The 14,225-nt window shown below is 55.4% G+C and carries 12 protein-coding genes; all 12 read right to left on the bottom strand.

The annotated features are described in order from the left end of the window. Positions 1-8: 8 nt before the first annotated feature. Complete coding sequence (locus E1N14_RS13260; protein WP_025011136.1) at positions 9-1,034, bottom strand: efflux RND transporter periplasmic adaptor subunit; 1,026 nt, start codon at positions 1,032-1,034, stop codon at positions 9-11. Positions 1,035-1,259: 225 nt separating this feature from the next. Then, positions 1,260-1,976 (bottom strand): SIMPL domain-containing protein, encoded by a 717-nt coding sequence (locus E1N14_RS13255; RefSeq protein ID WP_028780787.1) that lies wholly within the window; start codon positions 1,974-1,976, stop codon positions 1,260-1,262. 220 nt (positions 1,977-2,196) lie between these two features. Continuing rightward, a complete protein-coding gene (locus tag E1N14_RS13250) occupies positions 2,197-3,483 on the bottom strand; it encodes an OmpP1/FadL family transporter (RefSeq protein ID WP_025011135.1) in 1,287 nt (428 codons plus the stop codon). A 362-nt stretch (positions 3,484-3,845) separates the two neighbouring features. Next, the gene (putP, locus tag E1N14_RS13245) at positions 3,846-5,297 is read right to left on the bottom strand and encodes a sodium/proline symporter PutP (protein WP_044734719.1); all 1,452 of its coding nucleotides are present in this window, start codon (positions 5,295-5,297) and stop codon (positions 3,846-3,848) included. 148 nt (positions 5,298-5,445) lie between these two features. Further along, positions 5,446-6,150, bottom strand: a complete 705-nt coding sequence (locus E1N14_RS13240; protein WP_025011134.1) for a DUF3379 domain-containing protein — start codon at positions 6,148-6,150, stop codon at positions 5,446-5,448. Beyond that, positions 6,143-6,706, bottom strand: coding sequence for a sigma-70 family RNA polymerase sigma factor (locus tag E1N14_RS13235; protein ID WP_025011133.1), 564 nt, complete (start codon positions 6,704-6,706; stop codon positions 6,143-6,145). Before E1N14_RS13235 ends, E1N14_RS13240 begins: the two co-directional genes overlap by 8 nt. A gap of 298 nt (positions 6,707-7,004) precedes the next feature. After that, positions 7,005-8,624 (bottom strand): BatD family protein, encoded by a 1,620-nt coding sequence (locus E1N14_RS13230; protein WP_062793381.1) that lies wholly within the window; start codon positions 8,622-8,624, stop codon positions 7,005-7,007. After that, complete coding sequence (locus E1N14_RS13225; protein WP_062793382.1) at positions 8,618-10,684, bottom strand: vWA domain-containing protein; 2,067 nt, start codon at positions 10,682-10,684, stop codon at positions 8,618-8,620. Before E1N14_RS13225 ends, E1N14_RS13230 begins: the two co-directional genes overlap by 7 nt. After that, positions 10,681-11,670, bottom strand: coding sequence for a vWA domain-containing protein (locus E1N14_RS13220; RefSeq protein ID WP_025887175.1), 990 nt, complete (start codon positions 11,668-11,670; stop codon positions 10,681-10,683). The genes E1N14_RS13225 and E1N14_RS13220 overlap by 4 nt, the downstream gene beginning before the upstream one ends. Beyond that, a complete protein-coding gene (locus E1N14_RS13215; RefSeq protein WP_025011132.1) occupies positions 11,664-12,167 on the bottom strand; it encodes a DUF4381 domain-containing protein in 504 nt (167 codons plus the stop codon). Before E1N14_RS13215 ends, E1N14_RS13220 begins: the two co-directional genes overlap by 7 nt. Then, positions 12,164-13,108, bottom strand: a complete 945-nt coding sequence (locus tag E1N14_RS13210; RefSeq protein ID WP_025011131.1) for a DUF58 domain-containing protein — start codon at positions 13,106-13,108, stop codon at positions 12,164-12,166. The genes E1N14_RS13215 and E1N14_RS13210 overlap by 4 nt, the downstream gene beginning before the upstream one ends. After that, positions 13,108-14,064 carry an AAA family ATPase gene (locus E1N14_RS13205; RefSeq protein ID WP_028780795.1) on the bottom strand — a complete coding sequence of 319 codons (957 nt, stop codon included), beginning with the start codon at positions 14,062-14,064 and terminating at the stop codon, positions 13,108-13,110. Before E1N14_RS13205 ends, E1N14_RS13210 begins: the two co-directional genes overlap by 1 nt. Between the last annotated feature and the right edge of the window lie 161 nt (positions 14,065-14,225).

Raw genomic sequence — 14,225 nt, 5'->3', positions numbered from 1 at the left:
AGTTCCCCTTACTTGGCCTTGCGCTGCTCGAGCAGCAACTGATAGGCGTTGGCGGCCACTATGTCTCCGGCTTCGAGTCCTGCCAGTATGGTCACGCCATCGTCACGCACATCACCCAGACGTACCTGTTGCAGGACAAAGTTGTCGCCGCGCTTGAGGTAGACGGCCGACAGCTCATTGACGCTGTAAAGTGCTTCTTTGGGCAGTACTATCTCCTGGCGCTTTTCTATGGCAAAGCGCACCTTAACGAAACTGCCGGGCAATAGATCGCCTGTGTTGGCCGGTAGTGGCAGTCTCACCTGAAAGGCGCGGCTCTGCTCATCACTGAAACCAAAGACCTTGGGGGTAGTGACGTCAAAACTGCGGCCATCGGCTAGGATAACCGTCATCTTTTCTGTGGCTTTGGCGGCCTGAAGAAAACGCTGCGGCAGCTGCATCACCACCCGCATCTCATCGTCGGCAAAACCGGACAGGAGCGGTTGACCGGGAGCGACTGTTTCTCCCTCTTCCACATGCCTGGCCGTGACTATGCCAGCATATGGCGCGCTGACGACTGTGTATTTCAGTGATTCCTTTGCCTGAATGATCCTCGCTTTGGCGGCGCTGGCCGCTTGGGAGGCTGACTTGGCATTGGCTATGGCCTGATCCATTTGGCCGCGGGAAATCGCGCCCTTGGGAAACAGTTCCTGATAGCGCTTGAGCGTCAGCTGCGCTTCGGTATCCAAGGCTCTGGCTCTGGCGTATTCCGCCTCGGCCGCCGCCAGGGACGCGCCTTGCTCTTCACTGGTGATCTCAAGCAGCGCCGCCCCGGCGGGGACTCGGTCGTTGACATCAAAGTAAAGCTTGAGGATCCGTCCCGAGGTCTGGGCCGACACGGTTGCGGCCTTGACCGCCTCGAGCCTGCCATCCAGGGTCAGCAATTGGGAGTGCTCTGTCTGGCGGACAGTCACTGTGGCCGGCTCGGCTGCCTTAACGGGTTGAATGAGCAGCAGCGCGGGCAGTAACAGGGTCAATACTGGCGTTATTCTGGGCATGGAACTGTTCTCAAAAAAACATCTATGAGAAAATTCTAATGAATAAGGTGGTCGCCTGCAACTATTATTAGAAAAATAAGATTAAATAAGAGGTGGCTTGAGTAACTGACTAAACCTTGAATACCCAGGCCAGAATATACACAGCCAGAATACAGATACGAAAACAGGCGGCCTTGGCCACCTGCTTATATTGAAAAATCCGTTTCAGGTTTGCGCTTCAAAAGTTCAGTCGTTGAGATAGTAGGTGAGGGTAGAGACGATTCGCACCTTCTTGATGTAAGGCGTATTACTGTCGCGATCGGAAATGGTGAAGGTGCCCTGGCTGGCTTGTTTGATCTTCCCAAGTACCGAGTCTGAATCTTTGGCAAACTTCTCGGCCACTTCACGGGCATTTTGAGTAGCCTCCTGCACCATGGCCGGCTTGATACTGTTGAGTTCGGTAAACAGGAATTCGGTGCGACTGTCATAGTCCTGACTGGCGATGGCTATGCCTTCTTTGGCCAGGGCCAGCAGCTTGTTACGGCTCTCAAGCAGCAGATCCACCTGGTGAGTATAAAGCGAAACTGTTACCCGGGCTGCGTAGCGATACTTAACATTGGGATCGACATAACCCTGGGCTTGCCTGTCTTCTATGGAAGGCAGAGAGACAGAGATTTCATCCTTGTTGAAACCTTGCTGTTCAAGAAAGGCCGTCACTTTATCTGTTTTTTGTTGCACCGTCTGATACAAGGTGTTGAGATCGTTATCCACCTCATTGAAGCGAATCGGCCAGATGGCGACGTTGGCCTTGACCTCGCGTTCAGCCAGACCTTTGACCGCCACGGTTCGCTCCATACCTTTCATTGCCAGCAGGCTGTTTCCAATACTGGTGCCAAGCAGCAGTAAACCGGCGCAAATAAAACCCCCAAGCAACAGGGCCGCCAGAGAATAATTTTTACTCATTTCGAAATCCTTTTGTGACATAGGGAAGGTACGAAGTACGCCTTATATCCGGCCCAGTAAGCCAGCCGATGCAGCGCAATTTACACCTTCCATAAGATAACCAAGCCTTGGCGAGAATGCATCTGTAAGCTTGAATGTTGCCTGAACAACTTGCTGTTAATCAACAAAAAAGCCGCCCCGAAGGGCGGCCTTGTCAGCTTAAACTCGTTGGAGCCTTGGCTCAGAATTGATAGCTGTACTGCACTGAGTAGTACATAGCTTCTGATTTGGTAATGGCGTTAACCGGACCAACTACTGCACTGTTTTCTACCAGTTCCACTTCTTCACCTTTAACAAAGGCCATACCGAAGTCGATGGTTTGATGCTGGTTGATGTGGTAGCTCAAGCCAGCAGTGAACCATTGACGGTCAGAATCAGGGATAGAGATTGAACTGATTTCATCAACCACACCATTGTCGAACATGTAACCGGCGCGAACAGTGAATTGTTCGTTAATGTCGTAGGTTCCGCCCACACTCATCAGCCAGGAGTTTTTCCACTGATACTGCTTCAGAGGGGCATTGACATTGTTGGCAATCACTGTACCTGTACCATAAATGCTGCTGACACCATCTTTGGCTGTAATTTGATCGAAGTTGCCCCAACGGGTGTATTGAGCCGTGTAATGGACAGCAAAGTTTTCGGTTAACTGGTGGAAACCGGCCAACTGGAATATGTCTGCCAAAGGCACTTCCAACTCGTCAAACAGGGTTGAAGCAAAACTGTTTGTTTGGCCAGGCAAAGGTGTCAGTGTCGCAATATGGCCACTCACATCGACATTGGGGCTGTAACGGTAACTCAGACCAAAACGGTTGTTCTCATTCAGCTCAAGTGTGGCACCAACAATACCGCCAATACCCCAACCATCGGCATCCACATCGACCAATGGCATTTGATTGTAATAGCGATCCAGGTTGCCTTCGCCATAAACCAAATCCAGTCCGACACCCAAACTCAGCATGTCATTGATGCGGTAAGACACACTGGTGTTGAAGTTGATGGTGGTTACTTCGGTATTACCTATTAGATCATAGGGAGCCGCCACTGTTTTGCTATTGACCAATGAGGCGCTGTCTGTGCCGGTACCGAAGTTGGAAAAGGCAGCAAAGCCCACAGCCCATTTATCATTCAAAGGCTGGATGTAATAGATGTTGGGGATCCATTTGACGCTGCCGGCATCATCAATCCCACCCAGATCCACCTGGCCGCCCATGAAGTTAACGTCTTTGATATCTACCTGGACGTCAACAGTGGTGACACCAACCGATATAGCGGCTTTGTCAAACAGTGCCATGGCGGCCGGGTTACGGGATAACACGGATGCGTTGTCTGCAATCACGGCATCACCGGCAAAGGCGCGGCCGATACCTGTGGCTGATTGGCTGTTGAGCTGGAAACCGGCTGCCAGGGTCTGGCCACTGACCAGCGCTACTGAAACCGCGATAAGAGTCTTGTTGAAATACTTCATTATTATCTTCTCTTTTATGTTTGCAGGTTGGCTGTCAGTCTCTAATACCCCACAGACACCCGCTTATTCGTCCAGTGCATCTTATGGACGCCCCATAGCGCCAACAACTCCGACCAGATGTGAAGTTTTGTAATATTTTGGTTAATTTCTGCGAATGTGCTGCGAACGTGCGATGAACTTCAAAATGCAGGCCGAGCCGGAAAAGCAGCAATAGCTGAATAGTGGCTGGTTGAAGATGACAAGTCCGTGTGTTGCTAAGCTGTAAAATCGGGTGAAACAATAAATTACAAACTGGCGGTGCGTTTGGCGTACAAGTGTACGCCAAACGCCAGGGCGGGCAATTGAAAGCTGAATTTACGAGCTTAGAGGCTCTGTTCGAAGCGACTGAATTGTGTCTGTGTAGCCTCGGATGGCGGCGACAAACGGCTCACTACAACCCCGGCCAGGGTGGCCAGAATGAATCCAGGCAATATTTCATAGAGGGCGAAGATACCGCTTTCCAATTGCTTCCAGATGATTACTGTCAAGCCGCCAACTAGGATGGTGGCAATGGCGCCGTTGCGGCTGTAGCCACGCCAAAACAGCGACAGGATCACTACAGGGCCGAAGGCGGCACCGAAACCGGCCCAGGCATAGCTCACCAGACCCAGTACGCTTGCTTCCCGATCCAGGGCAACAACCACTGAGATAATGGCAATGGCCAACACGCCGATACGACCGACCAACATCAGCTCCTTGCTTGAAGCCTCGGGCCTGAGCCACTTACGGTAGAAATCTTCGGTGATCACGCTGGAACACACCAGCAGTTGCGAGTCTATGGTGCTCATGATGGCCGACAAGATAGCGGCGATAAGCAGACCACCAATCCAGGGGTTAAAGGCGACTTGAGTCAGATGGATAAACACAGTTTCCGGATTCTTGAGCGGCTCGTCGGCAAAATAGAGCGCGCCGGCAATGCCAGTCGCCAGGGCGCCGATCAGGGAGACAAACATCCAGCTCATGGCGATGCGGCGCGAAACCGGCAGATCCTTGACACTGTTAATCGCCATAAAGCGCGACAGAATATGGGGCTGTCCAAAGTACCCCAGCCCCCAGGCCAGAGCCGACAGCAGGCCTATCAGGGTCAGCTTATCGCTCCATAACGACAGCATAGCCGGGTCCAGGGCATCCAGGCTCTTGTGACTCTCTGGATGGGTAAACATGCTGACCGGGACTATCAACAGGGCTATCAACATCAAGCAACCCTGGAAGAAGTCTGTCCAGCTGACGGCAAAAAAACCGCCGACAAAGGTATAGGCCACTATCACCGCGGAACCTATCAGCAGCGCCGTCAGGTACTCGAGGCCAAAGACATTGCTGAACAGCACCGCGCCGCCCACCATGCCGGAGGAGGCGTAGAAGGTGAAAAACAGTAATATGGTGACGGCGGAAACCAGTTTCAGGAGGCCACCCTCGTCGTTGAAACGCTTCTCAAAAAAGTCCGGCAGCGTGAGAGCATTGTCAGCCATCTGGGTATAGATCCGCAGGCGTTTGGCCACCAAAAGCCAGTTAAGCCAGGCGCCCAGTAACAGACCTATTCCCATCCAGGCTTCGCCCAGACCGCCGAGATAGACGGCGCCGGGCAAACCCAGCAGCAGCCAACCGGACATGTCAGAGGCGCCGACACTGAGAGCGGTCACGGCCGGGCCCATCTTGCGACCGCCGAGAATATAGTCATCGACCGAATCGGTCGCCTTGTAGGCCCAAAGACCTATCCCCATCATCAGAGCTAAATAGCCCAGAAAAGTTATCATTACCGGGGTTTCAATATGCATGCTGGTTTACACTTTTGTGTTGTTGTTTGGCGCGGATACTAGCAAAAGTTTGCCAAAGCGCCCAATGTTGACAGGTTATGTGAGGCAGATCTGACCAGTCCCGGCGAGTGTTCGCCGGGAGCTTTGGCAAGCAAAGAACCGCAATACCTTAGATAAAGCTCTGTTTTATTTCTTCTTTAACAGCGTCCAGGTCTTGAGGATATTCGGCTACCAACACCAGGTAAGCTGAGTCGGTTTTTATCGCCTCTCCCCGGTATTCGCTGTCAGCAAAGGCCTCGGCCAGCATCACCCTGTGCTCAGGGGGCACAATAAACACTGTTACCTTGCCTTGTTCACCGGCCAATACCAGGTGAATACTCTCAATTCCCTGAAAATCGCAGAAGGTGCTGTAAAACACCCGTCCCGGTTGGCTGTTGAATCTGGCACTGCCCAACCCCTTGAGCGATGCGAGCTTGGCATTGACCGCCTGATAAGAGATATCGGCATCACTGGTCATGGCGATGGTTTCATGGCGGACATGGGCGAGGGCGTGTTGTCCTAAATCCACCGGCCCCTGGCGCCAGAGACTGAAACTGACTCCGGCAACAAAAGCGACGGAGGCCGCCATCGCCAGCATCCAGCCGGTGCGTTTGCGTTGGGCGTGATGCACGGCCAGCTGCTGTTTCAGCAGCAGTTTTTCGCTCAGATCTTCGGCCACAGGAATTCTGAGCGCCTGACTTATTTTGCCATCGAGAGCCTTGAGTTCGGCGACAAACGCCTGATTGTCCTCGCTCTGGCTGAGGGCCTCGAGAAACTCGGGATCCTGATTATTGGGGTCGCCATAGGCCTGGCGGCGAAACTTCAGCTCATCCATTGGATTGACCTCTGACCTTGGAGTGTTCCAGTGCTTCTTTTAACTGATTTCTGGCCCGAAACAAGCGGGTCATGACAGTATTTCGGTTTAGATCCAGCAATTGGGCAATTTCATCGCCACTGAATCCGGCTATCAGCTGTAATAACAAAGGCTCCCGATACTCGGGTTCCAATTGGGCGATTTGACGCCTGAGCAGATAGTGTTCGGCATGATCTTCCTGGCTCTGGGAACCGGGATCTTGCCAATGCTCTTCGCCGATATCGGCATAATCAAACTGTTTACGCTCAAAGCGGCGGGCATTTTCCCGCCGTAAAATAGTGATTAACCAAGCCTTGGCCGCTTTGTCATCTTTCAAGGAATCCAGCGAGCGCCAAGCCCGGAGAAAAGTTTCCTGGGTGATATCTTCGGCCACATGACGGTCGCCGCAAAGCCAGAAGGCGTAGCGGTAAATATCGGTATGCAGCGCCCGGACCAGGCTATCGTAACGTCTTTGTTTATTCAGCATGTCAGAAATGACCGCGTCATCAGACTTTTTCTTTCGCCAGCTATCGAACATTTTCCATGCTTGTTTTATTTTTGTTGCCGCTAAGCTTAATGGCCTTGGGGGCATTCTGGCAAATACCATGAGTGTAAAATCGGTTGCAAGCCTGATTTAGCCTGGATTTCAGCACGCTTGGCGGTAAAAGTGATGGCCGAAATATCGGGATAAGGGTAAACACACTGTTGAAAAGGAAGGGAAACAGTTGGTTGAAAAAGTCTGCTGTTAAAGGCCTGAGAGGGGAAATGGTAACGGCAGGCTATACCCAGACGGGCACTCAGCCATAGCGAATAGACGCTATGGCTGAAGCAGTCGATTAAGGGTTTAGCGGCGCCAGCACTGAGGCCGTACCGGCGGCGTTGGAGTACTGACTCTTGAAGCGCTCAAAGGCCTGCAGCAGCGCCGGGAAATGCTGACCGGGATCGCCGCTTTGTCTGCCATAGCGGCTGGCCTGAATCTTGGCGACCACGGCGGCCAACTCAGGGGCCAGTTTCGGCAGTTCATCGAGTGTGACGCTATGGCCTGTGATATCACTGAGTTCCTGCTGCAACGCCTTGAACACCTGGCTCAAGTCCCCTTGCTGACAAGCCTGGCTCAATCCCGGCTGGGTTTGGCTTGTTTGAGCTTGCAACACTGTTGCCGGAGCGGTAGGAGCTTGCTGCCTGCGCGCCTTTAGCCACAACACACAGGTGGCCAGCCACAGCGACGCAAACAGGGCTGTCAACCAAGGCCAGAAACCTGCGCTGCTGCCGGGCTCCTGCGCAGGTTGGTTGATGGTTGGTTGCGGCATATCGGCGGCGGGGGCCACCTGGATAGTGCGCGCCGGTAGCAGGGCGAACTCCTGCTGTTTCAAATGCGGATTCCACCAAGGCACCTTGATCTCCGGCAGGGTATAGCTCCCCGGCTTCGAGGGCACTATGGCAATGGTCTGGGTCAGTTGCGATACCAGTTGATTGTCGCGAACAAAGGTCTTGCGCTGCGCCTTTTCCGGATAGCTCTTGAGATTGTCCGGCAAGCTCAGTTTAAGCTCCGGTAGGCTGGTTTCATCGGCATTGGATGCCAGCAGTGTCAGGTTTCGGGTAATAGGGCGACCCACTTCAAAAGTCTGCTTGTCGTCCCATTCCTCTTTGAGCATCACCAGATCCGATATCAGCCAGTCGCCGTGATATTCGGCCGGGATGGGCTTGATGCTGACCAGCATGCTGTCACTCTGGGCCTGCATGGGGCGACTTTCCTGAAAGGCGAACATGCCCCGTCTTGGGGTATCGACCAGCACATCGCCAGAGAAGTTGGCACCGGAAATCGCCAGCTCGCCGGGTTCATCGGCTATGATGCCGTAGCTGCGTTCTATCACCCGAAAACGGCGGCCGTTGACGATTTCACTGCCTTCTTTATCCTCGCCGAGCTGTTTTATCTGGGCGCCGCTGATAGAGGGGGCCGACAACACCCCACGCTGCAGCTCAACGGCCAGAAAGAGTTTTACCTTGTAGGTGAGCAGTTGGCCGACATAGGCCTCCTTGGCCGAGATACTGGTACGCAGGAACAGGTTTTTTTGCGCCTCGGGGCGACTACCGGCCGGCATTACCTTCAATTCGATGGCATCGCTGCTGACGCCATCGATACTCAGGGCCGGAATAGTAACCTGGCCGGTGGTTTTGGGGGCCAGCATCACTTGCCAGCGGGTTTCCTTGCGGGCATCAAAGTTGATGATCTGGGTACTGCGACTGACGCTGGTGCGGCCGACGATAAAGTCTTTCAACAGGGCCGAGGTGTCCAGTGCCTGGGCTTCGAGTTCATCATCTGCCACCACGGACAGCATAAAGTACTCGCTCTCGGTCACGGGATTGCGATCGACCGAGGCTTGAAGCTGTGTCAGTGCCAGTGCCTTGAGCGGCAGCAGGCACAGAAGCAATAGAGGAATAAGTCTAGTTACCACTGTTCATTGTCCTTGGGTGTCTCGCCGCGCTGGCGGCGTTTTTGATACTCGAGTTGCATCTTGTTGCGCAGCAAAGTGGCCGGGTCATCCACCAATGCCTTCAGCGCCCGCTCCATTTCAGGGGGCAGGGGCTCGGTGTCCTCGAGTGACGAGGCGGCAACTTGTGCCTTAATCTGTTCATCACTTTGCTCATCGTTTGGCCCTTCTTGTTGCTCGGCAAGGCTCGCCGAGTTAGCCTTGTCGGCATCAGTCTCTGAGCCATCCTGCTTAGCTGCACCGTTTTGACCTGCAGCTGCGCTTGACTCATTTTGCGACTCTTGCTCTTGCGGCAAAGAAGCCTGCATCTCAGGCTCAGAGCCTGCGCCAGTGTTATCCTCGGCATTTTGCGGGTTCTGATCGCCTTTGGCGTCCTTCTCGGCGGCATTGTCAGCATCATTTCGCTGCGAGTCGGCAGTGGAAGGCTCGCTATTCTCTTTGTTAGCGTCTTTATCTGAGCCCTGGTGCGAGTCCTTGCTTGAGCCCTGGTCGGCTTGGCTGTCTTGGCCTTGCTCTTTGTCCTGGTTTTGGCCCTGGCCCTGGCTGTTGTCACCCTGGGCGCTGTCCTGACTGCCCTGACTCTGATCCTTGCCGGACTGAGAATTCTGTTGTTGATCGTGCTGGCTTTGATCCTCTTGCTTATCCTGGCTCTGTTGATCTTGTTGCTGCTCTCGCTGCTTTAGCAAGGATTCCGCCAACGCCTTATTGTCGATGGCATCCTGCATATCGGGCACTTGTGTCAGGGCGTCACTGTAGCGCTTGATGGCTTCTTCATATTGGCCAAGCTGCATCAGGGCATTGCCTTGGTTGTATAAGCCTGTGGCACTGTCATCTTGCTCGAAGGCTTGCAGCGCGCCTTGATAATCGCCGCTGCGGTAGCGGGCGCTGCCTTGCCAGGCCGGGTCAACAAACTTGTCGGCGGCAGTGGTAAAATCCTCTTGCTTGAATGCCTGCATTCCCTGCTGATCCCGGGTTTGCCAGAGATCATCCCAGCCGCTTGCCTGGCTAGGTGGGCTGACAAGCAGGCCAAGACTCAAGGGCAGCACCAGCACCGGCAGGCCGCTGCGAAAGCTTAAGAGCAGCGGCAACAACAGCAAGAATGCCAGATAGGGGCCAAGGTCGACCCAGGTATCGCCGGCAAGATCTGTTTCTGTCGCATCCGAGCTGGTGGCGAGCCACTGCTGCAGCGTTTGCAGATCTTTGCCGTCGTTGCTGTAGGGCACCAGAATGCCGTTCCCGGCACTCGCCAGCTCGCTGAGCAGACCAAAATCGGTGGCCGGTACTACCACTTCATTTCGGCTGTCCTTGAGCAGTTGCCCATCCGGCAGCCTTATCGGTGCACCCTGGGATGAACCTATCGCCAGAATGCCCAAGCGGTAGTGACTGCCCTCAATCGCCTGTTTGGCGGCATTGAGCTGACGGCTGCCGACGCCATCTGTCATCAATATGATATCGCCCTGCAGGTGGCCGCCCTGGCTGAGCAGCTCCTTGGCTTTCTCCAGCGCTGCGGCCAAATTGGAGCCGCGCACTGGCATGATGGCCGGGCTCAGGGTTGGCAACAGATTGAGCAGGGTGTTGCGATCCCGGGTCAAGGGGCTGATGACAAAGGCGTCACCCGCGTAGGCCAGCAGGGCGGTTTCCCCTTCATTGAGTTGCTCCAGCAGATCCGTGGCGCGGAATCTGGCCTGGGTCAAACGGTTGGGGGCGGCGTCTGTGGCATACATGGATAAAGACATATCCATCACCAGCACCCGTCCTGTGCTGCTGGCAAATACCGGCAGGGGTTTCTTGTAAAGCGCCGGGCCGCTTAAGGCCAGTACTGCCACCAACCAGGCCAGACCAAGCCAGGGCAGGCGATTTCGGCGGCTTTTGCTGCCTTGGGTCAACAGCAGTGGCGCCAGATGCGGCGCAATATAACGATCCCAGTCAGATTGGCCCGCTTGACGGCGACTTTGCAGCACTAACAGCAATGCCAGAGGCACTAAGGCCCACAGCCATTCGGGACGGATAAAGTGCAAACTCATGATTTCCTCCCCCAACGCCCTGGCCAGACGCTGAGCAACAGGCTTTGCAGCTGCAATAGTGCGCTTAGCGCCAGCGCCAGTCCCAGCGGCCAGTAAAACAGCTCGGATTGCGGCCGGTAACTGAGGGCGTCACGGCTGACGGGCTCCAGCTTGTCGATTTCCTGATAGATCTGTTCCAGTTCTTCGGTATTCCGGGCACGGAAATAGCGCCCCTTGGTGGCATCGCTTATCCGTTGCAGCTGGGCTTCATCCAGATCCATCGAGGGGTTGACCCGTTCACGGCCAAACAGGGTGCGACGCTCCATCACATCGGCGCCCACACCTATGGTGTAGATGGTGATGCCGCGCTTGGCGGCAATAGCGGCGGCCTGATCCGGCACTATGCTGCCGGCATTGTTGGAGCCGTCGGTCAAAAGCACCAACACCCGGTTGCTGTCTTTCACCTTATCGAAGCGTTTTACCGCCAGGGCAATGGCATCGCCAATGGCGGTCTGTTTGCCCACCAGGCCGATTTGGGCTTCCTTGAGATACTGAGCCACAGAGCGTCTGTCCTGAGTCAGTGGAGCCTGCAGGTAGGCGGCATCGGCAAACAATATCAGGCCGATACGATCGCCGGCGCGGCGCTCGATAAAGTCGCTGACCACTTTCTGGATCAGGGTGAATCTGTCTACCGCTTTGCCATCGAGCACCATGTCTTCAATCTGCATACTGCCGGAGAGATCCACCGCCAGCATCAGATCCCGCCCTTCGGTGGGCAGCTCTATGGGATCGCCAAGCCACTGTGGCCGGGCGATGGCCAGCAGCAACAGGCACCACAGCAGCCAGAGACTCAAGGGCGCTCTGCGTTTGCTTTGTTGCTGCTCGCGGGCATGGGCATCGACGCCGGGCAGTTGCAGTTGCCCGCCGCTGTTGACGGCGGGGCGATAGGCTAGCAGCAGCGGCAAGGGAATAAGCAGCAGTAACCAGGGCCAATAGAGGGTCAGCATCTTGGCTTGCCTCCCTTGGCAAAGTGTTTGGGCGCGCGCTTGAGCCAGCAAACACAAAGCGCCCGCAACTCGGTGGGGGCAGCGCTCGGTTGGCTGCGGTATTGATTTTCGAGCAAAGAGGCGAAGCGACCGCGCTGCTCGGCTGGCAGTGCGTTATCCAGATACTCGGCCCAGGATTTACCGCTGAGTCCGGCCACCTGGGTGCGCTCACCATAGCTGATGGCGGTGCGTTTCAACAATGCGCTCATCTTGGATAGCAGCTCCGGGTCCTGGTCCTGCAGCTGTGTCAGTTCAGTCATGGCGGCTTGAGCCACCGCCTTGTGAGCCTTGGTTGCCTGCAGGCGCCGATAGCCAAAGAATGCCGCGGCGCCAAGCAGTAACAAGGCCAGCAGCATCAGCAGCCAAATACCGGGAGCCGGAGGCCAAAAGGGCACCTCGGCCGGCAGTTGAATATCCTTGAGCGCACTCAGCGCCGGATTGGCTTGATTGGGATTCATCTTAACAGTGTCAATTGTTGATTGAGGCGCCGGCCGGCATCCAGAGTGCGAACCGGGACCTTGAGTTGTTGCATCAGGGTATCAAACTGCGCCAGGTTGGCGCGCTGACGACCGAGCCAGGCATCATAACCGCTGCGATCCAGGATCAGGCTGCGGCCCGACTCCCGTACCGGCAGGGCAAACTGCCGCGGCAGCTCGAGTGTGCCTTGGCGCATGGGATCTGTTACCACAAAGGCCGCCAGCTCGCAGTGGCGTTTGAGTTCCGACAGCGCCTGCTGACATTCGCTGCCAAAACCGTTGCCGTCTGTGATTATCCAGATAAGGGAGCCGGGTTTGGCCAGTCGTGCCAGACGCTGACAGGCCTGGAGCATTAATGCCTGACCATCTTCATGGGGGCTGTCCAGCGCTTCGAGCTGCGACTTGTGTACCGCCACCAGCGCCGATATCAGAGCCAGGATCCCCTGGTTGCGTGCTCTTGGCTTAAGCTCTCTGTGGGCGTTATCGCCCACCACCAGCGCGCCGAGACGGTCGCCCTGCATGATGGCATTCCAGCCCAAGGTCGCCGCCAGATGTGCCACCTGTACTGATTGCAATAACAGCTGGGAGCCGAAATAGAGGCTGTGCTTCATATCCACCAACAGCAGAATAGGGCGCTCACGCTCCTCGACAAACAGCTTGGTATGCGCCTTGCCGGTGCGGGCTGTGACCCGCCAATCTATGGTGCGGACATCATCGCCCTGTTGATAGTGACGCACTTCGGCAAATTCCATGCCGCGGCCTTTGACCAGGCTGGCTCTGTGACCGGCCATGGCCGCGCGGGCTTTTCCCTGCCTGTCACCCAGAGCGCGGGCGATATTCTGGCAGGCTAGCAGCTCGGCCTCACACAGGTGGAGGCCGTCGGCAAACAGTGGCAGTGAAGAGTCTGTTGTTGCGGCTTTCATCAGGGAACGGCCACCTGATTGAGCACATGGTCAATCACCTGATCGCGGCTGACCCCTTCGGCCTGCGCCTGATAACTCAGCAGCAAACGGTGGCGCAGTACATTGGGCACCACGGCTTGAATATCTTCAGGGGAGACAAAGTCACGTTCATATAACCAGGCGCGGGCGCGGGCACAGCGCTCGATGGATTGGGTCGCCCGCGGGCTGACACCGTATTCCAGCCACTTGGCAAGCTGGTCGCTGTAGCGCTGAGGCTGACGGGTCGCCATCACCAAGTCGACAATATAACGCTCCAGCGGTTCGGCCAGATACAGCTCCAGCGCTTGCTCCCGGGCGAGGAACACTTCCTGCTGGCCTATGGGAGTGACTTTCTCCATGCCGTGGGTCTTGGCTTCGCTGCGGGACAAACGCAGGATCTCAAGCTCAGTGTCTGCTTCCGGGTAATCCAGGTTCAGGTGCATCAGGAAGCGGTCAAGCTGGGCTTCCGGCAACGGGTAGGTGCCCTCGTTTTCCAGCGGGTTTTGGGTCGCCATCACTAAAAACAGCGGCGGTAACTTGTAGGAGTGCTTGCCCACAGTTACCTGGCCTTCGGCCATGGCTTCCAAAAGGGCCGACTGCACCTTGGCCGGGGCGCGGTTGATTTCATCCGCCAGAATAAGGTTGTGAAATATCGGCCCCGCCTCAAACTCAAAGGTCGCGGTTTGGGCGCGATAGATGTCGGTGCCGGTCAAATCGGCCGGCAGCAGGTCCGGTGTAAACTGAATGCGGTGAAAGTCGCCCTCAATGCCATCACACAGCGCTTTAACGGCCCGGGTCTTGGCCAGCCCAGGTGGTCCTTCCACTAACAGGTGGCCATCGGCTATCAGAGCGATAAGCAGGTTTTCGGTCAAAATTGGCTGACCTATGATCACTTGATCCAGATAGGTCCGCAGTGCATGAAATCGACTCAAAGGCATGATGCTACTCGTTTTATTTTAAGGCCCAACTATAGACAGCGGTTATGGTAAAGAATTCCCTGCGCCCTTGGCTAGTGTTAAAAAAACAAACAGGTGTTTAAAACCGGCCAACAAGAAGTTAGAATCAGATCACATTTTTAATGGTCAGACCTGTTTAGGGC

Origin of the sequence: Shewanella algae, from assembly GCF_009183365.2 — a bacterium.
Taxonomy (GTDB): domain Bacteria; phylum Pseudomonadota; class Gammaproteobacteria; order Enterobacterales; family Shewanellaceae; genus Shewanella; species Shewanella algae.
This window is presented reverse-complemented; position numbering and strand designations above follow the sequence as displayed.

What these genes read in the sequence shown, in the direction of transcription:
- E1N14_RS13260 (WP_025011136.1), bottom strand. Translation starts at nt 1,034, where the DNA reads ATGCCCAGAATAACGCCAGTATTGACCCTGTTACTGCCCGCGCTGCTG.
- E1N14_RS13255 (WP_028780787.1), bottom strand. Translation starts at nt 1,976, where the DNA reads ATGAGTAAAAATTATTCTCTGGCGGCCCTGTTGCTTGGGGGTTTTATT.
- E1N14_RS13250 (WP_025011135.1), bottom strand. Translation starts at nt 3,483, where the DNA reads ATGAAGTATTTCAACAAGACTCTTATCGCGGTTTCAGTAGCGCTGGTC.
- putP (WP_044734719.1), bottom strand. Translation starts at nt 5,297, where the DNA reads ATGCATATTGAAACCCCGGTAATGATAACTTTTCTGGGCTATTTAGCT.
- E1N14_RS13240 (WP_025011134.1), bottom strand. Translation starts at nt 6,150, where the DNA reads ATGGATGAGCTGAAGTTTCGCCGCCAGGCCTATGGCGACCCCAATAAT.
- E1N14_RS13235 (WP_025011133.1), bottom strand. Translation starts at nt 6,706, where the DNA reads ATGTTCGATAGCTGGCGAAAGAAAAAGTCTGATGACGCGGTCATTTCT.
- E1N14_RS13225 (WP_062793382.1), bottom strand. Translation starts at nt 10,684, where the DNA reads ATGAGTTTGCACTTTATCCGTCCCGAATGGCTGTGGGCCTTAGTGCCT.
- E1N14_RS13220 (WP_025887175.1), bottom strand. Translation starts at nt 11,670, where the DNA reads ATGCTGACCCTCTATTGGCCCTGGTTACTGCTGCTTATTCCCTTGCCG.
- E1N14_RS13215 (WP_025011132.1), bottom strand. Translation starts at nt 12,167, where the DNA reads ATGAATCCCAATCAAGCCAATCCGGCGCTGAGTGCGCTCAAGGATATT.
- E1N14_RS13210 (WP_025011131.1), bottom strand. Translation starts at nt 13,108, where the DNA reads ATGAAAGCCGCAACAACAGACTCTTCACTGCCACTGTTTGCCGACGGC.
- E1N14_RS13205 (WP_028780795.1), bottom strand. Translation starts at nt 14,064, where the DNA reads ATGCCTTTGAGTCGATTTCATGCACTGCGGACCTATCTGGATCAAGTG.